The 19,348-nt window shown below is 70.7% G+C and carries 19 protein-coding genes and 2 pseudogenes; 7 read left to right on the forward strand and 14 right to left on the reverse strand.

The window, feature by feature from the left end:
- Nucleotides 1-73: 73 nt before the first annotated feature.
- The 4 genes from JNW91_RS20160 to rfbA form a co-directional block, all read right to left on the reverse strand.
- Nucleotides 74-268 (reverse strand): hypothetical protein, encoded by a 195-nt coding sequence (locus JNW91_RS20160; protein ID WP_203177081.1) that lies wholly within the window; start codon nt 266-268, stop codon nt 74-76.
- A gap of 68 nt (nt 269-336) precedes the next feature.
- Nucleotides 337-1,695, reverse strand: a complete 1,359-nt coding sequence (gene pafA / locus JNW91_RS20165; protein WP_089021075.1) for a Pup--protein ligase — start codon at nt 1,693-1,695, stop codon at nt 337-339.
- Nucleotides 1,696-1,763: 68 nt separating this feature from the next.
- Nucleotides 1,764-2,387: a dTDP-4-dehydrorhamnose 3,5-epimerase gene (gene rfbC, locus JNW91_RS20170; RefSeq protein ID WP_203177082.1), complete on the reverse strand. Its 624-nt coding sequence runs from the start codon at nt 2,385-2,387 to the stop codon at nt 1,764-1,766.
- Nucleotides 2,384-3,274 (reverse strand): glucose-1-phosphate thymidylyltransferase RfbA, encoded by an 891-nt coding sequence (gene rfbA, locus JNW91_RS20175; RefSeq protein ID WP_203177083.1) that lies wholly within the window; start codon nt 3,272-3,274, stop codon nt 2,384-2,386. The genes rfbC and rfbA overlap by 4 nt, the downstream gene beginning before the upstream one ends.
- An 87-nt stretch (nt 3,275-3,361) precedes the next feature.
- Here rfbA and rfbB point away from each other — a divergent pair, with 87 nt between their 5' ends.
- From rfbB to JNW91_RS20205, 6 genes are read left to right on the forward strand one after another with little or no spacing between them, the layout of a single operon-like run.
- On the forward strand, nt 3,362-4,363 hold the full coding sequence (gene rfbB / locus JNW91_RS20180; RefSeq protein WP_203177084.1) for a dTDP-glucose 4,6-dehydratase: 1,002 nt from the start codon (nt 3,362-3,364) through the stop codon (nt 4,361-4,363).
- Complete coding sequence (gene rfbD / locus JNW91_RS20185; RefSeq protein ID WP_203177085.1) at nt 4,360-5,247, forward strand: dTDP-4-dehydrorhamnose reductase; 888 nt, start codon at nt 4,360-4,362, stop codon at nt 5,245-5,247. Before rfbB ends, rfbD begins: the two co-directional genes overlap by 4 nt.
- Complete coding sequence (locus tag JNW91_RS20190; protein WP_139584287.1) at nt 5,244-5,615, forward strand: DUF2304 domain-containing protein; 372 nt, start codon at nt 5,244-5,246, stop codon at nt 5,613-5,615. The genes rfbD and JNW91_RS20190 overlap by 4 nt, the downstream gene beginning before the upstream one ends.
- Nucleotides 5,608-6,309, forward strand: a complete 702-nt coding sequence (locus JNW91_RS20195; RefSeq protein WP_203177086.1) for a glycosyltransferase family 2 protein — start codon at nt 5,608-5,610, stop codon at nt 6,307-6,309. The genes JNW91_RS20190 and JNW91_RS20195 overlap by 8 nt, the downstream gene beginning before the upstream one ends.
- Nucleotides 6,306-7,616 carry a lipopolysaccharide biosynthesis protein gene (locus tag JNW91_RS20200; protein WP_309244432.1) on the forward strand — a complete coding sequence of 437 codons (1,311 nt, stop codon included), beginning with the start codon at nt 6,306-6,308 and terminating at the stop codon, nt 7,614-7,616. The genes JNW91_RS20195 and JNW91_RS20200 overlap by 4 nt, the downstream gene beginning before the upstream one ends.
- Nucleotides 7,613-8,641 carry a glycosyltransferase family 2 protein gene (locus JNW91_RS20205; RefSeq protein WP_203177087.1) on the forward strand — a complete coding sequence of 343 codons (1,029 nt, stop codon included), beginning with the start codon at nt 7,613-7,615 and terminating at the stop codon, nt 8,639-8,641. Before JNW91_RS20200 ends, JNW91_RS20205 begins: the two co-directional genes overlap by 4 nt.
- Nucleotides 8,642-8,707: 66 nt before the next feature.
- Here JNW91_RS20205 and prcA read toward each other — a convergent pair whose 3' ends face one another.
- From prcA to arc, 7 genes are all read right to left on the reverse strand, one after another.
- Nucleotides 8,708-9,529: a proteasome subunit alpha gene (prcA, locus tag JNW91_RS20210; RefSeq protein WP_203177088.1), complete on the reverse strand. Its 822-nt coding sequence runs from the start codon at nt 9,527-9,529 to the stop codon at nt 8,708-8,710.
- 61 nt (nt 9,530-9,590) lie between these two features.
- Nucleotides 9,591-10,430, reverse strand: a complete 840-nt coding sequence (gene prcB, locus JNW91_RS20215; protein WP_203177089.1) for a proteasome subunit beta — start codon at nt 10,428-10,430, stop codon at nt 9,591-9,593.
- On the reverse strand, nt 10,349-11,035 hold the full coding sequence (locus tag JNW91_RS20220; RefSeq protein WP_203177090.1) for an endonuclease VII domain-containing protein: 687 nt from the start codon (nt 11,033-11,035) through the stop codon (nt 10,349-10,351). Before JNW91_RS20220 ends, prcB begins: the two co-directional genes overlap by 82 nt.
- A gap of 20 nt (nt 11,036-11,055) precedes the next feature.
- Nucleotides 11,056-11,271, reverse strand: coding sequence for a ubiquitin-like protein Pup (locus JNW91_RS20225; protein ID WP_203177091.1), 216 nt, complete (start codon nt 11,269-11,271; stop codon nt 11,056-11,058).
- 104 nt (nt 11,272-11,375) lie between these two features.
- The gene (dop, locus tag JNW91_RS20230; protein ID WP_407664357.1) at nt 11,376-12,893 is read right to left on the reverse strand and encodes a depupylase/deamidase Dop; all 1,518 of its coding nucleotides are present in this window, start codon (nt 12,891-12,893) and stop codon (nt 11,376-11,378) included.
- Nucleotides 12,894-13,003: 110 nt separating this feature from the next.
- A complete protein-coding gene (locus JNW91_RS20235; RefSeq protein WP_203177092.1) occupies nt 13,004-14,995 on the reverse strand; it encodes a hypothetical protein in 1,992 nt (663 codons plus the stop codon).
- Nucleotides 14,996-15,167: 172 nt separating this feature from the next.
- Nucleotides 15,168-16,952, reverse strand: coding sequence for a proteasome ATPase (gene arc, locus JNW91_RS20240; protein WP_203177093.1), 1,785 nt, complete (start codon nt 16,950-16,952; stop codon nt 15,168-15,170).
- A gap of 178 nt (nt 16,953-17,130) precedes the next feature.
- Here arc and JNW91_RS20245 point away from each other — a divergent pair, with 178 nt between their 5' ends.
- Complete coding sequence (locus JNW91_RS20245; RefSeq protein WP_074309704.1) at nt 17,131-17,421, forward strand: ferredoxin; 291 nt, start codon at nt 17,131-17,133, stop codon at nt 17,419-17,421.
- A 51-nt stretch (nt 17,422-17,472) separates the two neighbouring features.
- Here JNW91_RS20245 and JNW91_RS20250 read toward each other — a convergent pair.
- The 3 genes and pseudogenes from JNW91_RS20250 to JNW91_RS20260 all read right to left on the reverse strand — a co-directional run.
- A pseudogene (locus tag JNW91_RS20250) lies at nt 17,473-18,044 on the reverse strand (hypothetical protein).
- 46 nt (nt 18,045-18,090) lie between these two features.
- Complete coding sequence (locus JNW91_RS20255) at nt 18,091-19,092, reverse strand: tRNA (adenine-N1)-methyltransferase (RefSeq protein ID WP_407664358.1); 1,002 nt, start codon at nt 19,090-19,092, stop codon at nt 18,091-18,093.
- Nucleotides 19,089-19,348 (reverse strand): annotated as a pseudogene (locus JNW91_RS20260) (peptidase M50); the annotation flags it as partial. The gene JNW91_RS20255 and the pseudogene JNW91_RS20260, both read right to left, overlap by 4 nt.

Consider the following 19,348-nt stretch of genomic DNA (forward strand, 5'->3'; position numbering starts at 1 on the left):
CCTCGGCGTGTCATGGCAATAACTTCATGATCAACGCTCTGACAGCGGGGGCAGGGGTGGGGGTGGGGTTGGATCAGGCGAGGAAGATCAGGGCGAGCCAGCCGCCGACGATGACGACCAACGCCAGGGCCAGCACCCACGTCGGCACGGTGTACTCGCCGCGGCGGTTCCGGTCGATCTCGGCGCGGATCTTTTCCCGCCGACGTTCGACCCAGTTCTGCCGCTCGGTGCCGCCCCCGGGGCGGTCGGAAGGTCCAGAAGTCGTCATGGCGCGCCCAGACTACCGGGCCGACCAGCCCCGGCGACGGACACCACCGCCGGGGCCGGCACAACACGTCACATGCTGGCGATCAACCGCTCCACCCGCTCGTCGTACGCCCGGAACGGATCCTTGCAGAGCACGGTGCGCTGCGCCTGGTCGTTGAGCTTCAGGTGCACCCAGTCGACGGTGAAGTCCCGCCGCTTCTCCTGGGCGTGCCGGATGAACTCGCCACGCAGCCGGGCCCGGGTGGTCTGCGGCGGGGTCTCCTTGGCCTCGAAGATCTCCGGGTCGGTGGCCACCCGGTCGACCTCGCCGCGGCGCTCCAGCAGCCCGTAGAGGCCGCGACCGCGGCGCACGTCGTGGTAGGCCAGGTCCATCTGCGCCACCCGGGGGTGCGACAGCGGCAGGTCGTGCTTGCGCTGGTAACGCTCGATCAGCCGCAGCTTGCTGACCCAGTCGATCTCCCGGGAGACCGGCTCCAGGTCGCCCGTCTCCACCGCGTGCAGCACCCGGCCCCACAGCTCGACGACGCGTTTCGCGGCCTGGTCGCCACCGCGTCGCTCGACGAACTCGGTGGCCTTGGCCAGGTATTCCTGCTGGATGTCCAGGGCGCTGACCTCCTTGCCGGAGGCCAAGCGGACCTTGCGGCGGCCGGTGATGTCGTGCGACACCTCCCGGATGGCCCGGATCGGGTTCTCCAGGGACAGGTCGCGCATCACCACCCCGGCCTCGATCATCCGCAGCACGATGTCGGCGGTGCCGACCTTCAGCAGCGTGGTGACCTCGTTCATGTTGGAATCCCCGACGATCACGTGCAGCCGCCGGTAACGCTCGGCGTCGGCGTGCGGCTCGTCGCGGGTGTTGATGATCGGACGGCTGCGGGTGGTCGCCGAGGAGACTCCCTCCCAGATGTGCTCGGCCCGCTGCGACAGGCAGTAGACCGCGCCGCGCGGGGTCTGCAGGACCTTGCCAGCCCCGCAGATCAACTGCCGGGTGACCAGGAACGGGATGAGCACGTCGGCGAGCCGGCCGAACTCGCCGTGCCGGGAGACCAGGTAGTTCTCGTGGCAGCCGTACGAGTTGCCGGCCGAGTCGGTGTTGTTCTTGAACAGGTAGATTTCACCCGCGATGCCCTCGTCGTGCAGCCGCTTCTCCGCGTCGACGAGCAGACCCTCCAGGATCCGCTCGCCGGCCCGGTCGTGGGCGACCAGGTCGGTCACCGAGTCGCACTCCGGAGTGGCGTACTCCGGATGCGACCCGACGTCCAGGTAGAGCCGGGCCCCATTGCGCAGGAACACGTTGCTCGACCGGCCCCAGGAGACCACGCGACGGAACAGATACCGCGCGACCTCGTCCGGGGACAGCCGCCGCTGCCCGCGATAGGTGCAGGTGACGCCGTACTCGGTCTCGAGGCCGAAGATTCGCCGCTCCATGGTGTGACATTAGCCGCCCGGAGGCCCCGTTCGTCACTGTCACACCACAGGTCGTGCCCCGAGCGCGGTCACATACCGGCTGAGTGCGACATTCCGTCCGGCCCGATGCTCGCCACGAACCGCCGGCAGGCGTCGTACTCCGGCAACAGGCCCCGCTCGCGGGCCTGCGCCAGCGTCGGCGCCGCGTCGTCGCGCGCGGACAGCAACGGGACGTCGGCGGGCCACTCGATGCCCAGTTCCTCGTCCAGCGGGTGCACGGCGTGCTCACCCGTCGGGTTGTAGGTGGCCGAGCAGAGGTAGCTGAGCGTCGCGTCGTCGGTCAGCGCGCAGAAGCCGTGCCCCAGGCCCTCGCTGAGGTAGACCGCCCGGCGATCGGTGTCGTCGAGCCGGACACCCTCCCACCGGCCGAACGTCGGCGAGCCCACCCGCAGGTCCACGATCACGTCGAGCACCGCGCCCCGCACACACGTGACGTACTTGGCCTGCCCGGGGGGCACGTCGGCGAAGTGGACGCCGCGCACCACGCCGCGCGCGGAGACCGACAGGTTGGCCTGTGCCAGCCGCAGCGGATGCCCGACCGCCTCGGCGAGCCGGTCGAAGCGGTACCACTCCATGAACATGCCGCGCGGGTCGCCGTGCTGCTGCGGGGTGATCTCCCAGGCGCCCTCGATGCTCAGCTGCCGGATCTTCACCAGGACGCCCCGTGGCTGCTGTCGCGCTCGGCCAGCAGGCCGAGCAGGTAGTCGCCGTACCCGCTCTTGGTCAGCGGCGCGGCCAGCGCGCGCAGGTGATCGTCGTCGATCAGGCCGGCCCGCCAGGCCACCTCCTCGACACAACCGATCTTGAGGCCCTGCCGCTCCTCGACCACCCGGACGAACTCCGCGGCCTGCATCATCGAGGTGAACGTGCCGGTGTCGAGCCAGGCCGTGCCCCGGTCCAGCACGGTCACCGACAGCTCCCCGGTCTCCCGGTACACCTCATTGACCGCCGTGATCTCCAGCTCGCCGCGGGCGCTCGGGGTGAGCTTGCGGGCGATGTCGACCACCCGGTTGTCGTAGAAGTACAGGCCGGGCACCGCGTAACGGGACTTCGGCCGGGCCGGCTTCTCCTCGATCGAGAGCACCCGGCCGTCGGCGTCGAAGTCGACCACGCCGTACTCCTGCGGGTTGGCCACCTGGTAGGCGAAGACCCGGCCGCCGACCGGGTCACCGTGGTCGGCGAGCTGCCGACCCAGACCCACGCCGTGGAAGATGTTGTCGCCGAGGATCAGCGCCACCGACTCGTCGCCGATGAAGTCCGCGCCGAGGATGAACGCCTGTGCGATGCCCTCCGGGCGCTCCTGGCTGACGTACTCCAGCCGCAGCCCGAACTGGCTGCCGTCGCCGAGCAGCCGACGGAACTGGTCCTGGTCCTCCGGGGTCGTGATCACCAGGATCTCCCGTACCCCGGACATCACCAGGGTGGAGAGCGGGTAGTAGACCATCGGCTTGTCGAAGACCGGCATCAGCTGCTTCGAGACCGCCCGGGTGATCGGCCAGAGCCGGGATCCGGTGCCGCCGGCAAGTAGGATTCCACGCACCGGGGAAGCCTACCGGCACGGCTACGGAATGTGCGTGGGGGTCGCGTCCCACGCCGCGCGTCGAACTTCGCGTACACTTCCGGACCCGTGAGGATCCTCGTCACCGGCGGAGCCGGATTCATCGGGTCGGAGTACGTTCGTCTGCTCTTGGGCAAGCCCCTGGGCAGCGCCGAGGGCGTGCCGCCGCTCGAGCCGGCGGTCGTGACCGTGCTCGACAAGCTGACCTACTCGGGCAACCTGGCCAACCTCGACCCGGTACGCGACGACCCGCGACTACGGTTCGTGCAGGGCGACATCTGCGACCCGGTCGTGGTCGACGAGGTCGTCGCGGACCACGACGTGATCGTGCACTTCGCCGCCGAGTCACACGTCGACCGGTCGATCGCCGGCGCCGCGCCGTTCGTCACCACCAACGTGCTGGGCACCCAGACCCTGCTCGACGCCGCGCTGCGCCACCGCACCGGCCGGTTCGTGCACGTCTCGACCGACGAGGTCTACGGCTCCATCGACGAGGGCTCCTGGACCGAGACCTGGCCGCTGGCCCCGAACTCGCCGTACTCGGCGTCCAAGGCCGGCTCCGACCTGCTCGCCCTGGCCTACCACCGCACCCACGGCATGGACGTGGTCGTCACCCGCTGCTCCAACAACTACGGCCCGTACCAGTTCCCCGAGAAGGTCATCCCGCTGTTCGTGACCAACCTGCTCGACGGCGGGACCGTTCCGCTCTACGGCGACGGCGGCAACATCCGCGACTGGCTGCACGTGCACGACCACTGCCGCGGCATCGCCCTGGTCCAGCAGAAGGGCCGCGCCGGCGAGGTCTACAACATCGGCGGCGGCACCGAGCTGACCAACAAGGAGCTCACCGGCCGGCTCCTCGACGCCTGCGGCGCCGACTGGGACCGGGTCGTGCCGGTCGCCGACCGCAAGGGCCACGACCGCCGCTACTCCCTCGACATCACCAAGATCAGCGAGGAGCTGGGCTACAACCCCAGCATCACCCTCGACGAGGGCCTCGCCGACACCGTGCGCTGGTACCAGGAGAACCGGGCCTGGTGGGAGCCGCTGAAGTCGGCCCCCACCGCATGACCCGACTACTCGTCACCGGCGCCGGCGGGATGCTCGGCCGGGACCTGGTCACCGTGCTGGCGACCCGGCCCGACCTGAAGGTCACCGCTGCCGCCCGCGCCGACCTGGACGTCACCGACCCCACCGCGGTCCGCGCCGCGGTCGCCGGGCACGACGTCGTGATCAACGCAGCGGCGTGGACCAACGTCGACGGCGCCGAGACCGACGAGGCCGCGGCCACCGCCGTCAACGGCCACGGCGTGGCGAACCTCGCCGCGGCGTGCGCCACCGGCGGCACCCGGTTGATCCAGGTCTCCACCGACTACGTCCTCGCCGGCGACGCGGACTCCCCCTACCCGGAGGACGCACCCACCGCGCCGGTCAACGCGTACGGCCGCGGCAAGTTGGTCGGCGAGCAGGCCGTCGCCCGCCTGCTGCCGGAAACCGGGTACGTGGTCCGCACCGCCTGGCTGTACGGCGCTCACGGCCCGAACTTCGTGGCCACCATGCTGCGGCTCGCCAGCCAGCGCGAGCACCTCGACGTGGTCGACGACCAGCACGGGCAACCCACCTGGTCGTACCGACTCGCCGAGCGGCTGGTCGCGCTCGCCGACGCCGCCCTGGAGGGTCGGGCGGCTCCCGGCGTCTACCACGGCACCTGCGCCGGCGAGACCACCTGGTACGGGCTTGCCCGCGCCGCGTTCACGCTGGCCGGTCTGGACCCGGACCGGATCCGACCCACCACCAGCGACCGGTATCCTCGTCCCGCCCCCCGTCCGGCGTACAGTGTGCTAGGGCACAGCCGCTGGGCGGCCGCGGGTCTGCCGCCGCTTCCGGATTGGCACTCCACCCTGGTTGACGCGTTCCACTCCCCCGCTCCACCCGCCCCGTGGAAGGTCGCATGAAGCTCACCCTCGTCACCGGCCTGACCGGCCTGCTGCTGCTCGGCACCATCGTCGAGCTGCTGCGCCGTCGTCAGCTGCGCGAGAAGTACGGCATGCTCTGGCTCGCCGTGCTGATCATCGTGATCCCGCTGTCCCTGTTCCCCCGGCTGCTCGACAACGTCGCTGAACTCCTCGGCGTCGCCTCCGGTGTCAGCCTGGTGCTCTTCCTCGGCATCGTCTTCCTGCTGCTGGTGTGCGTACACCTCAGCTGGGAGGTGAGCGCCCTGGAAGAAGAGACCCGCACCCTGGCCGAAGACTTCGCCCTGCTCCGCGCGCAGATCGACGCGGACCGGGCGGCCCGAGACGAACTGGTGTCCACCGATGGTTAACGGCAAGCGCACCTTGATCATCATCCCGGCCCTCAACGAGTCGGGCTCCATCGCCGACGTCGTCGGGGAGGTCCGCGGCGAGCTGCCCGGCGTCGACGTGCTCGTCGTCGACGACGGCTCCACCGACCGCACCGCCGCCGTCGCCGCCGCCGCCGGCGCCCGGGTCGCGAAACTGCCGTACAACCTCGGTGTCGGCGGGGCCATGCGCCTCGGCTACCGCTACGCCCGCGACAACGACTACGACGTCGCCATCCAGATCGACGCCGACGGCCAGCACGACCCGCGCTACGTGCCGAAGCTCGTGGACCTGCTCGAGGACAACGACCTGGTCATCGGCGCCCGCTTCGCCGGCGAGGGTGACTACAACGTCCGCGGCCCCCGCCGCTGGGCCATGGTCATGCTCTCCGCCGTGCTGTCCCGGGTCGCCCGCACCAAGCTCACCGACACCACCTCCGGCTTCCGGGCCGCCAACCGGCGCGTCATCGAGATGTTCGCCGGCTGGTACCCGGCCGAGTACCTCGGCGACACGGTGGAGACCCTGGTGCACACCGCCCGACGCGGCTTCCGCATCCGGCAGGTGCCGGTCGCCATGCGCAAGCGGATGGCCGGCACCCCCAGCCACTCCCCCGCCAAGGCGATGATCTACCTCGGTCGCGCGTTCGCGGTGCTCACGCTGGCCCTCATCCGCCGGTGATCCGTCGCCTGCTGCGCCTGATCCCGCCCGGCACCATCGCTGTTGGTGCCGGGCTGGGCCTCCTCGGCCTCGCCTCCTACGTCCACCTCGCGGTCGCCGGCCACAGCCTCACCGAAGCCGACTACAACTCGCTGTCGGTGCTCTGGGCGATCGTGTTCACCCTCGGCATCGGCGTGTTCATGCCCGTCGAGCAGGAGGTCGCCCGGGTCGTCGCCGCCCGACACAGCCAGGGGCTCCCCCCGGGGCCGGTGCTGGCCCGCGGCGTCACCGTGGCCGCCGTGCTGCTCGCCGTACTGGTGCTGACCGTCACCGCCGGCCGTCAGCTCATCGCCGACAAACTCTTCGACGGCGACGGCACCATGGTCACCGTGCTGGTCGGCGCGCTCGCCGCGATGGCCGTCGCCTACGCCACCCGCGGCGTCCTCTCCGGCCTGCAGCTCTTCCCCTGGTACGGCACCCAACTCGGCATCGACGGCGGCCTGCGGATCATCCTCGTCGCCCTGCTCGGCCTGACCGGGGTCACCTCCCCCGTCTGGTACGGCCTCGTGCTGGTCGCCGCCCCACTGGTCAGCGTCCTGGTCACCCTCAGCCCGGTGCTGCGCACCGTCGGCGGCGGCCCCCCGGTGGCCTGGACCGCCCTGCTGCGCGGTCTCAGCCTGCTCATCGTCTCCAGCCTGCTCTCCCAGGTCGTGGTCAACGTCGGCGTCATCAACGTCAAGCTGCTCGCCCCCGACGATGTCGTCGCCGCCGGCGCGCTGCTCTCCGCCCTCGTGCTGGTCCGCATCCCGCTGTTCGTCTTCGGCTCGATGCAGGCGTCGCTGCTACCGGGCCTGGCGACCACCGCCACCACCGGCGACCACGCCGGCTTCAACAGCCTGCTGCGTCGCGCGCTCGGCATCGTCACCGCCCTCGGCCTCACCGGGGCGCTCGGCGCCGTGCTGATCGGCCCATGGCTGGTCCGCACCCTCTTCGACGCACCCGACGTCCTCGGCCACGGCGACTTCGCCTGGCTGGCCGCCGCCACCCTCGCCTACCTCTGGGCCATGGTGCTCGGCCAGGCACTGCTCGCCCTCGACCGGCACCGTGCGCAGGCCGTCGCCTGGGCCGTCGGCGTCGCCGCCCTGATCGCCGTGACGCTGGTCCCGGCGCCGGTCACCCTGCGGGTCGAACTGGCGTACACCATCGGCTCCGTCGTCGTGGCCGCCACCATGGCGGTGCTGCTACGCGGCGGCTTCCGCCGACCCACCACCCCCACCCGGCCCCTCGACGACGCCGTCGCCCCTGCCGTATCCGGAGGCATCCGATGACCCGCCCACAGGTGACCGCGGTGATGCTCGCCTACGGCACCGAGCCGTACCTGGTCGACGCCGCCCGGGCAGTGCTGGCCAGCACCGACGTCGACATCGACCTGGTCGTCGTCGACAACGGCTGCACCGGCGACGGCATCGACGTCGTCAAGGGCTTCCCCCAGGTCCGGGTGGTCCGACCCGAACAGAACACCGGCTACTCCGGCGGTTGCCGGGTCGGCGCCGCCGAAGCCACCGGCGACTGGCTCGTCTTCGTCAACTCCGACGCCGTCGTCGACCCCGACGCCCTCGCCAAGACCGTGGCGGTGGCCGCCGAACCGGGCGTCGGCGCGGCCATGGCGTCCATCCGGCTCGCCGACAACCCCGAGCTGATCAACACCTCCGGCAACCCGCTGCACTTCACCGGGCTGTCCTGGGCCGGCGGCAACGGCGAACCCGCCACCGCGCACGCCGTACGCAGCACCGTGCCGTCCCTCAGCGGCTGCTGCTTCGTGATCAGCCGGGAACGTTGGCAGGAACTCGACGGCTTCGCCGCCGAGTACTTCGCCTACCACGAGGACACCGAACTCAGCCTGCGGCTCTGGCAACGCGGCCTCCGCCTGGAGTACGTTCCCGACGCTGTCGTACGCCACCACTACGAGTTCTCCCGCAACGACCTCAAGCTCTACCTGGTGGAACGCAACCGGCTGGTCACGCTGCTCACCGCGTACCAGACCCGGACGCTGGTGGTGCTCGCCCCGATGCTGCTGCTCACCGAGGCCGCCATGCTCGCCGCCGCGCTCGCCGGCGGCTGGACCAGGCAGAAGACCCGCGGTTGGGGCTGGCTGTGGCGCAACCGTGCCTGGGTGGGCGCCCGCCGCCGTCAACTCCAACGCGAACGCACCGTGCCCGACGGGGTGATCGCCGAGCTGATGACCGCCCGCGTCGCCCCGTCGAACGTCGACTCGCCTCCCGGCATGGGCGTGTTCAACGCCGTCGCGGCCGGCTACTGGGCCCTCGCCCGGCCGCTGCTCCAACGCCGCTGACCCAGCCGGACAGACAGAAGCGCCGGGGCTCGCTCACGCGGGCCCCGGCGCTTTCTCGTCACACGGTCAGCTGTCGGGCTGACCCGGCCGATCCTCCAGGTCGGCGGAGCCCGCGGAACTGGTCGGCTTGCCCGCCTCCCCGGTCGGCACGCTCGGCGTGTCCGGTCGGTCGCTCGTCGGCGGCGCGGACTCCCCGTCCAGCAACGCGGTCAGCGCGGCCCCGGTGATCCGCCGGAACGTCCGACCGACCCGCTGACGGTCCAGCACCGCCACCTCGAGCTGGTTCGCGGCGATCGTCCGGGCGGCACCGCCCTCCCCGCCGACGGTGCTCAGCGCCTGCACCGCCACCTTCACCGCCTCGGCGAGGGACATGTCCGGCCGGTGGTTGGACTTCAGCACGCCGGTGATCGCCTCGGCCTGCCCGCCCATCGCCATCCGCCCCGGCTCGTCGTTGACCGAACCGTCGTAGGTGAGCCGGTACAACTCGTCGTCGGCGGGCGTGGGCCCGACCTCCGCCACGCAGATCTCCACCTCGAACGGCTTCGACTGCTCGGTGAAGATCGCACCCAGGGTCTGCGCGAACGCGTTGGCCAGGGCCCGACCGGTCACGTCCCGACGGTCGTAGCTGAGCCCGTTCAGGTCGGCCATTCGTACACCCGCACGACGCAGGTTCTCGAACTCGTTGTACCGGCCGACGGCGGCGAAGCCGATCCGGTCGTAGATCTCGCTGACCTTGTGCAGGGCACTGGAGAGGTTCTCCGCGACGAAGAGCACCCCGCCGGAGTAGCTCAGGACCACCGCGCTGCGTCCTCGAGCGATGCCCTTACGGGCCAGCTCGGAACGGTCGCGCATGATCTGTTCGGGCGAGGCGTAGAACTGCATGGCCACGGCGGCGGTTCTCCTAACGGCGCTGTGCTGACGACTGCTGGCTGGTGGGGGTGGGCAGGGCTCAACCGCCCGGGTTCTCCATCCGGCCGGCGACAACGCCCTCGGCGATCGTCGCCGTCTCGGCGTCGGTGAGCCGGTAGGTGCCCTCGGCGGTCGCGGTCATCACCACGGGGTAGATCCGCCGGGTCAGATCCGGTCCGCCGGTCGCGGTGTCGTCGTCGGCCGCGTCGTAGAGCGCCTCGACCGCGAGCCGGGTCGCGTCCGCGACGGACAGCCCGGCCCGGAACCGCTTCTTCAGCGCGGACTTGGCGAACAGCGACCCGGACCCGATCGCGTCGTAGCCGGTCTCCTCGTACGGGCCACCCGTCACGTCGAAGCTGAAGATCCGACCAGCCTTGGAGGGGTCGGCGGCGGCCAGGTCGAAGCCGGCGAAGAGCGGCACCACGGCCAGCCCCTGCATCGCCGCGCCCAGGTTGCCCCGGATCATCGAGGCCAACCGGTTGGCCTTGCCGTCCAGCGAGAGCATCGCGCCCTCGATCTTCTCGTAGTGCTCCAGCTCCACCTGGAACAGCCGCATCAGCTCGATCCCGATGCCCGCGGTACCCGCGATGCCGACCAGCGAGTACGCGTCGGCCGGGTGCACCTTCTCGATGTCGCGCTGGGCGATCAGGTTGCCCATGGTGGCCCGTCGGTCGCCCGCCATCACCACACCGTCGGCGGCCGCGATGGCCACGATGGTGGTCGCGTGCGGCGCCAGGTCGGCGGCCATGCCCGGCGGCAGCGGTCGCCGACCGGGCAGCATCTCGGGGGCCACCCGGCTCAGGAACGTCGTGAACGAGGACGTCCCCGCGTTGGTGAAGACATCTGGTAGACGCCCGGATGGATCAAAGCCCGCTGCCACGTGGTTCCTCTCAGGTACGTGATCGCCCTGGCCAGCCTCGTGGGACTGTCACGGAACTGGCCAAGACCACCGTTGCAGTTGAAGCAGAGTATCCCGCGCACCCATCCGGTGCGATGATCGTGGTCCAGATGTTGAGGGTCCGCGCCGCCGCAGATCGCGCAGACCCCGCCCTGCTCGGCCAGGAGCTCCTGAAACTCCTTCTCCCCGATGCCGTAGCGCCTGCGCAGGTGGTACTCGCGGTTGCCCCCGTACAGCCGGTCCTTCGCATCTCTGGTCCTGGTGTTGTGGCAGGGTTTGCAATAGGTGGCGTATCCGGAGGTGTCCGCACGGTTACGGGGGAAGGCATCGAACGGCTTGACCGCATCGCATGCCGGACAGAACCTGTGCCCCTCCGGCACGACTCGGCTTGGGCGCACCTCACGGTCGAACTTTGCCGTCACCCGACGCGCGTAGCTTGCCTTGGACCGCTCGTTGAAGCAGGGCTTGCAGTAGCTGCCCCGCCCATCGGGACGCTTGGAACGGACACAGAACTGATCAAGCGGCTTCCATTCGCTGCAATCTCGGCAGCGGCGGAGCCCGTCGCGGTCATCGTTGATCCGAGCCATGTCCGAATTACCCTATATGTTCACTGACCTCCTTTTTGTACGTAACCCCTCACGAATTCCTCTGCGTTTTCTTCGAGGACGGAGTCGATCTCGTCGAGCAGGTCGTCGACGTCCTCGGTGATCTCGGCGTGCCGCTCAGCCACCTCGGGGTTGACCTCGGTGGTGACGTCCTCGATTTCCTCACCCTGGCGGGACTTGCCGGACTGCGACTGGCCGCCGCTGTCTTGAGTGGCCACTGCTGCCTCCTCCACGATCGTCTGCGATGAACTTACCTCGCGCGGGCGACGAAAAGCCCGCCGCGCGCCGGCTAGCGGCACACGACGGGCGTTCGGACCCACACTCAGCCCCCGGTCAGCGTCTCCAGGAGGTCCTTGGCGCTGGCGCAGCGGTCGAACAGGGCACCGACGTGCGCGCGGGTGCCCCGCTCCGGTTCCATCATCGGCACCCGGACCAGCGACTCCCGGCCCACGTCGAAGATCACCGAGTCCCAGCTCGCGGCGACCACCTCGGAGGCGTACTGGGCGAGGCAGCGGCCCCGGAAGTAGGCCCGGGTGTCCTCCGGGGGCTCGGTCATTGCGCTGCGGGACTCGTCGTCGGTGAGCAACGTCTTCATCGCCCCCCGGGTGACCAGCCGGTGGTAGAGGCCCTTCTCCGGTCGGACGTCGGAGTACTGCAGGTCGACCAGCTGCAGCTTGTGCGAGCCCCAGCCGAGCTTCTCCCGCTCCCGGTAGCCCTCCAGCAGCCGCAGCTTGGCCACCCAGTCCAGTTCGTCGGCGCAGAGCATCGGATCGCGGCCGAGCCGGTCCAGTACGCTCTCCCAGCGGTCGAGCACGTCGACGGTCTGCTCGTCGGCGTCGGTGCCGTACCGGTCGTCGACAAAGGACCGGACCCGCTCCAGGTACGCCCATTGCAGGTCGAGGGCGGTGAGCCGGCGGCCGTCACGCAGCCGCATGAGGTGTGCCAGGGTCGGGTCGTGGCTGACCGCGCGCAGCTCGCTGACCGGATCGGCGATGCCGAGGTCGGCGCTGAGCGCCTTCTCCTCGATCATGGTGAGGATCAGCGAAGTGGTGCCCACCTTGAGGTAGGTGGAGATCTCCGAGAGGTTGGCGTCGCCGATGATGACGTGCAGCCGGCGGTACTTGTCGGCGTCGGCGTGCGGCTCGTCCCGGGTGTTGATGATGGGCCGCTTGAGGGTGGTCTCCAGACCCACCTCGACCTCGAAGAAGTCGGCGCGCTGGGAGATCTGGAAACCGCTCTGCCCGCCGTCCTGGCCGATGCCGACGCGACCGGCGCCGCAGACGATCTGGCGGGTGACGAAGAACGGCGTCAGGTACGCCACGATGTCGGCGAACGGGGTCTGCCGGCGCATCAGGTAGTTCTCGTGGGCGCCGTAGCTGGCGCCCTTGTTGTCGGTGTTGTTCTTGTACAGGTGGATCGGGTGGCTGCCCGGAATGGTGGCGGCGCGGCGGGACGCCTCGGCCATCACCCGCTCGCCGGCCTTGTCCCAACGCACCACGTCCCGGGGGGTGGTGACCTCGGGGGTCGAGTATTCGGGGTGGGCATGGTCGACGTAGAGGCGCGCACCGTTGGTGAGTATCACGTTGGCCAGGCCGAGGTCCTCGTCGGCCAACGCCTCCGCGGGGTCGTAGGCCGCACCGGAGTAGGTGAAGCCCCGCGCGTCACGCAGCGGCGACTCTTCCTCGTAGTCCCAGCGGGCCCGCCCACCCCGGTTGAGTTCGGGGCGGGCCCCGTAGGCGTTGACCACCTGCGACGAGGTGACCATCGGGTTGGCTCCGGCCTGGCCGGGAACGGAGATGCCGTACTCGACCTCGGTGCCCATGATCCGACGTACCGTCATGCGACCACTCGCTTCGCTCGCCCCACGGAGCCGGCGTGCCCGCCGCTCACACCATCGAGACTAGTCTGCGCGGTGGCCCACCGCGCGGCCCTGCCGCTCGGCGCGGCGCGTCAGCGCGGGGTGGCTGGTTTGAGCGGCACCAGGGTCAGGCCGTCCCGGAGGGCCGGCTCTGCCTTGAGCGCACCGTCGATGGCCTGCTGGGCCGCCGGGGCGGCGACGATGAGGCGCAGCGGGCGGGGAACGCGACGCAGGATCTCCGCGGTCCGGGCGGGTTCGTCGTAGATCCGGAAGTAGATGCCGGGTTCGGTCTGGCCGCTGGTGCCCTGCAGGGCGGAGAGGAAGATCGACTCTCGGTAGCCCTGGAGGCCCTGCTTGTCCACGACGAGGGTGACGGTGCCGGGGATCGCCGGGTAGTTGCGGTAGGCGGTGGCGGTGACCGACGCGGAGCGGGTGATGGCCCGTACGTCGCGGTCGGCCCAGTCCGTCGCCCAGGTGCCGTTGCCGCGGGTGCGGTGGAAGAAGCCGCCGGTCCAGCCGACCAGGCCGGTGCCGGCGAGCACCGCGAGCGTCACCAGGGCGGCGGTGGCGACGGCGGGAAGGGCGCCGGTGATGGGGCGTCGCCGGGGCTCCGACTCGCTGCCCTGGGCGGGCACGGGCAGCAGGCGGGCGAGCGCGGCGGCGCCGATGATGAGGACGACGATGACCAGGTGGGCGGTCTTGCCGAAGTAGTACGCGGGTTGGGTGCCGTTGGCGAGGTTCACGGCGGCCATGCTGGCCGAGAAGAGCAGGCCGACGGCGAGGGTGACGAGGTAGCGCCGCCAGGTGGACTCGGCGAGGTTGGCGCGTACGAGGGTGCCGGCGACGACGACCGCGCCGAGCCCGAGCATGGTGTTGTAGGTCTCGACCGGGGGTGTGCCGCCGGGGGCGGCGAGCGCCTCGCTCTGGCCGGCGACGAGCAGGCCGAGCAGGGGGATCAGCGGAGCCAGCGCTGCGGTGGGCACGGCGACGGCGGCGACGGTGCCGGGGCGGGCGCGTAGCCGGCGCCGGTCGGCGATGAGCCAGCAGAGCACCATGGCCCCGGTCGGGAAGAGGAAGAGGTAGTAGCTGAAGCCGATGCCGATCAGCACCGCCCCGACCAGGATGAGTTGTTCGCGCAGCCGGTTCAGGGGGCGGACGACGAGGGCGATGAGGATCGCCGACAGGCTGAGACCGAACGTCTCGCTGGGGTAGCCGGCGACGAGCAGGCGGGGCAGTTCGGTGCCGAGCGCCAGGGCGGTGGCGGCGATGATGAGGACCAGGCGACGCAGCGGGTGCAGGGGGCCGGCGACGTGCTGGGCCGCCCAGGTCACCGCGAGGAGCAGCACGGCGAAGGTGGCGAGGCACCAGAGCACGTAGTGGTCCATGAGTCGCGCCCCGGTCGGTGGGTCGCCGGCGCTGCGCAGGAAGCCGTCGAGCAGCGCGGTGGTGAGGTGCCAGCCCTGCGGGTAGTGGACGAGGCCGGAGAAGATGTGCTCGCGGGCGCTGTCGGCGTCGAGGAAGAGGTACCCGCCGAGGCGGCCGATCACGTCGAAGAGCGCAGGGTGACGGCCGTTGTCCTCGCCGACCATGGCGAGGTTGAGTCGCTGACCGAAGGTGTCGGCCCGCAGGTAGGGGGTGGCGAGGTAGCCGGCGGCGAGGGCCGCCGCGGCGAGCGAGGCGAAATCGGACCAGCCGGGGCGGGGTAGGCGGGGCGCGCGCCGGGACAGCACGGCGGCCAGGGTCAGCACGGTCAGCGCCAGGCCGGTGACGGGCACCGGGTGCAGGCCCCAGGGCCAGACGGTGAAGAGCAGCCCGGCGGCGCAGGTGAGGCCGGCGAGCAGGGCGAGGGCGAGCATCACCCGGTCGAGCAGGGTGCGGCCGGAGCGCAGCAGGCTGGCGGTGCCGAGCAGGACCACCGGGGGCAGCAGCCACGCGGCGTGTACGGCGTTCGCGGCGAACGGAACGAGCCAGCAGCCGAGCAGGATGGCGAGCAGTGGGCCGATTCCGGGGCGCCGGGCGGCCGGCGGCGCGGTCGGCGTTCCCGCCGACTTCCGGTTGTCGGTGCCACCTGGCACTGCTGGCATTTCCATGGTGGCGTCGGCACGCACGGGAGTCCTCGTTCGGTCGGTCAGCGAAGTCGCCGCAGTCTAGCCGGAACGGATGCGGCCGTTGGCCCGCCGGTTCGGCAAGGTGGGGTGGGTGCCGGGGGTACACGCAGCGGCGGCACCGGACCTGGTCCGGTGCGCCGCTGGGTGATCAGAGGTACTGGCCGGTGTTGCTGGCGGTCTCGATGGACCGGCCGGCCTCGGTGCCCTTGCCGCCGGAGACGAGCGTGCGGATGTAGACGATCCGCTCGCCCTTCTTGCCGGAGATCCGGGCCCAGTCGTCGGGGTTGGTGGTGTTGGGCAGGTCCTCGTTCTCGCGGAACTCGTCGACGCACGCGTCGAGCAGGTGCTGCAGGCGCAGCCCCTTGCGGCCGGAGGTGAGGAACTCCTTGATGGCCATCTTCTTGCTCCGGTCGACGATGTTCTGGATCATCGCGCCGGAGTTGAAATCCTTGAAGTAGAGGACTTCCTTGTCACCGTTGGCGTAGGTGACCTCGAGGAAGCGGTTCTCCTCCGTCTCCGAGTACATCCGCAGCACCACGGCGTCGATCATGGCGGCGACGGTGGCCTGGGCGTCGGCGCCGTGTTCGGCCAGGTCGTCCGGGTGTAGGGGCAGCCCGGAGAGGATGTACTTGGAGAAGATGTCCTTGGCCGCCTCGGCGTCCGGCCGCTCGATCTTGATCTTCACGTCGAGCCGACCGGGGCGCAGGATCGCCGGGTCGATCATGTCTTCCCGGTTGGAGGCGCCGATGACGATGACGTTCTCCAGCCCCTCCACGCCGTCGATCTCACTGAGCAGCTGGGGAACGATGGTGTTCTCCACGTCGGAGGAGACACCGGAGCCGCGGGTGCGGAAGATCGAGTCCATCTCGTCGAAGAACACGATCACCGGGGTGCCCTCGCCGGCCTTCTCCCGGGCTCGCTGGAAGATCAACCGGATGTGCCGCTCGGTCTCGCCGACGTACTTGTTGAGCAGCTCGGGGCCCTTGATGTTGAGGAAGAAGCTGGTGTGCTTCTCCTTGCCCTGCCGCTCGGCGATCTTCTTGGCCAGCGAGTTGGCCACCGCCTTGGCGATCAGCGTCTTGCCGCACCCGGGCGGGCCGTAGAGCAGGATGCCCTTGGGCGGGCGGAGCTGGTGCTCACGGAACAGGTCCGCGTGCAGGAACGGCAGCTCCACCGCGTCGCGGATCTGCTCGATCTGCGACTGGAGGCCACCGATGTCGGAGTAGTCGACGTCGGGCACCTCCTCCAGGACCAGCTCCTCGACCTCGCTCTTCGGGATCCGCTCGTACGCGTACGCCGAACGGGGCTCGATCATGAGCGAGTCGCCGGCCCGGATCGTCGAGCCGATGAGCGTCTCGGCGAGGTGCACGATGCGCTCCTCGTCGGAGTGGGAGACCACCAGCGCCCGGTCACCCGGCCCGCCGCCCGGCCCCTCCAGGATCTCCTTGAGCATCACCACCTCGCCGACCCGCTCGTAACCGAACGCGTCGACGATGTTCAGCGCGTCGTTGAGCAGGACCTCCTGGCCGCGGCGCAGCTCCGCCACGTCCAGCGAGGGCGAGACGGCGACCCGCAGCTTGCGGCCGCCGGTGAAGACGTCCACGGTGCCGTCGTCGTGCTTGGCCAGGAAGACGCCGTAGCCACTCGGCGGTTGCGCGAGGCGGTCGATCTCCTCCTTGAGCGTCACGATCTGCGTGCGAGCCTCCTTGAGGGTGCTCACCAGCCGGTCGTTGTTTTCGGTCAGCCGCGCCAACTGTGCCTGGGTGGCCGCCAGCCGCTCTTCGAGCTGCCGGACGTGTCGGGGGCTTTCGGTCAACTTACGCCGCACCAGGGCGAGTTCCTCTTGGAGAAACGCGACCTGCGTGGAGAGATCGTGGGCTTCCTTCTCCCACCGTGCGGCGCGCGAGTCCGCGTCGTCGCTGCGTGCTGCCACGTCCCACCTCCCCGGGGGGCTTGAACGTTCTGCCCTAACACTAGCCGCTATGAGGCCGATTCGGTCCCACGCAACACCCTCGTCACCGAACCTTGATCGCCAAGGGTGGCCCGGCGGGCCGGTACTGGCGTTCGGGTACCGTCGGAGGCTGGTACGGGAGAACATGGGGGGTGCACCGGTGGCCGAGGTCGCGACCGACCAGTTGCAGGTCTGGGTGGACCAGGATCTCTGCACGGGCGATGGGCTCTGCGTGCAGTACGCGCCGGAGGTGTTCGAGTTCGACATCGACGGTCTGGCGTACGTCAAGGGTGCCGACGGTGAGTTGCGGATGGCGCCGGGCAGCCGCGTCGACGTGCCCGAGCACCTGCGACTCGAAGTGATCGACTCCGCGAAGGAGTGCCCGGGCGACTGCATCCACGTGGTGCGCGGCGACGGCGTCGAGGTCGCCGGCCCGGACGCCGAGGACTGAGCGACCCGCCGGCCGGGCCACGCGGCCCGGCCGGGTCCCCGGGGGTACGCCTCAGAGCATCGGGCGGCCGACCACCGAGGCGACGAGCCGGGCGAACTCCTCCAGCCGGGCGATCTGCCCGGCGCCGCCGTCGTCCAGCGTCTTGCCGAAGCGCAGCGCGTCATGCCGCGGCGTGCCGGCCATCTCCTCGCTCGGCGGCGCTCGTCGAGCGAGGAGAGCAGCAGGTAGACGTCGATGCTGTCGACCCGGATCTCTCCGCTCTCGGAGCGGTTGAGCCGACGCCGGCAGCCGACCTCGGTGACGGTGGAAACCGGCACCACCCGCAGCGACGAGGTCATCGAACCCGGCGGCCCCTCCCCCGGCGGCACGTCCTCGCCGTGCCAGAGGATCAGCCGGCTGCCGTCGCAGACCACGACCTCCTGCCACACCCCGTTGACCTCGTTGACGAAGCGCTCCAGGGTGAAGCCGAGCACCGAAGCGCCCCGCAGCACCCCGCCGAGCGCCTCCAGGGCGACGTCCGGGTCGCGCAGGTAGGCCCGCGCCGCCGATTCCAGGTCCTGGTAGGGCGACCAGTCGGGAAAGACCGCGGGCAGGTCGCCCCCGCCGTAGCCGGGTCGGCTCATGCGGCCGCCTCCCCCCGCCCGGTGAGGCCGGCGCCCAGCTCGATCGTCACGGCCTGTCCATCTCCCCCGTCGCGTCGGGCTGCACACCTGCCGCCTGCGCGGCGGCCGCCTGTCGGGCCGCCTCCGCGTCGCGCAGGTCCTGCCGACGCTGCACGTACGCCTCGGTGCCCTTGCTGGGCTTGCGCCGCCGGGGCGGCGCGGTGACGCCGGGGGCGAGCTTGCGCGCGGAGACCAGGAACGCGGTGTGCGCGATCATCCGGTGGTCCGGGCGGACGGCGAGGCCCTCGGCGTGCCAGTCGCGCACCAGCGACTCCCAGGCGCGCGGCTCGGTCCAGCCGCCGCGCTCGCGCAGCGCCTCGACCAGCTCCGACAGCTGGGGCGTGGTGGCCACGTAGCCGATGAACACGCCGCCGGGCACCAACGCCCGCTCGACCATGTCGAGGGTCTCCCAGGGAGTCAGCATGTCCAGGATGATCCGGTCGAAACCGGTCTCCTGGCACTGCGCCACGTCACCGACGTGCAGGTTCCAGGCCGGGTGCGGGCCGTTGAAGAACGCCTCCACGTTGCGCTTGGCGATCTGCGCGAAGTCGTCGCGCAGCTCGAACGAGTGCAGTTCCCCCTCGGTGCCGACGGCCCGCAGCAGCGAGCAGCTGAGCGCGCCGGAGCCGGCGCCGGCCTCCAGGACCTTCGCGCCGGGGAAGATGTCGCCCATCGCGACGATCTGCGCCGAGTCCTTCGGGTAGATGACCTGCGCGCCGCGCGGCATGGAGAGCACGTAGTCCGACAGCAGCGGCCGCAGCGCCAGGAACGCGGTGCCGCCGCCGGAGGTGGTCACCACACTGCCGTCGGGCAGCCCGATCAGCGCGTCGTGCGCCAGGATGCCCCGGTGGGTGTGGAACTCCTTGCCGGGCTCCAGCGTCACCGTGTGCATCCGCCCCTTCGGGTCGGTCAGCTGCACCCGGTCGCCGGGCCGGAAGGGCCCACGATGCACGGGTGTCAGCGCCGGGCTGGCGGCGTCGGCCGGGACGGTGGGGGACGTTGCGGTCACGATGTCATCTTCCGGTTGGGTTCGAGGAGCTGTGCCAGGTCCCCGATGTGCAGAATGCCGACGACATCTTCGCCTGACGTCACCACGTACTGTGCGCCCGGGTGGGTCTGGATCTCATCCATCACCCGCTCCCCGTCGAGCCCGGCCGGCAACGTGGGCAGCGCGCCCAGCGACCGGGCCACGGCGTCGACCGCCAGCCAGGGGCGACGCTCGGCGGGCACCGCGTCGGCCGCGGCCGGGTCGACCAGCGCCACCG

It is taken from the genome of Micromonospora parastrephiae, assembly GCF_016802865.1.
Lineage (GTDB): Bacteria > Actinomycetota > Actinomycetes > Mycobacteriales > Micromonosporaceae > Micromonospora > Micromonospora parastrephiae.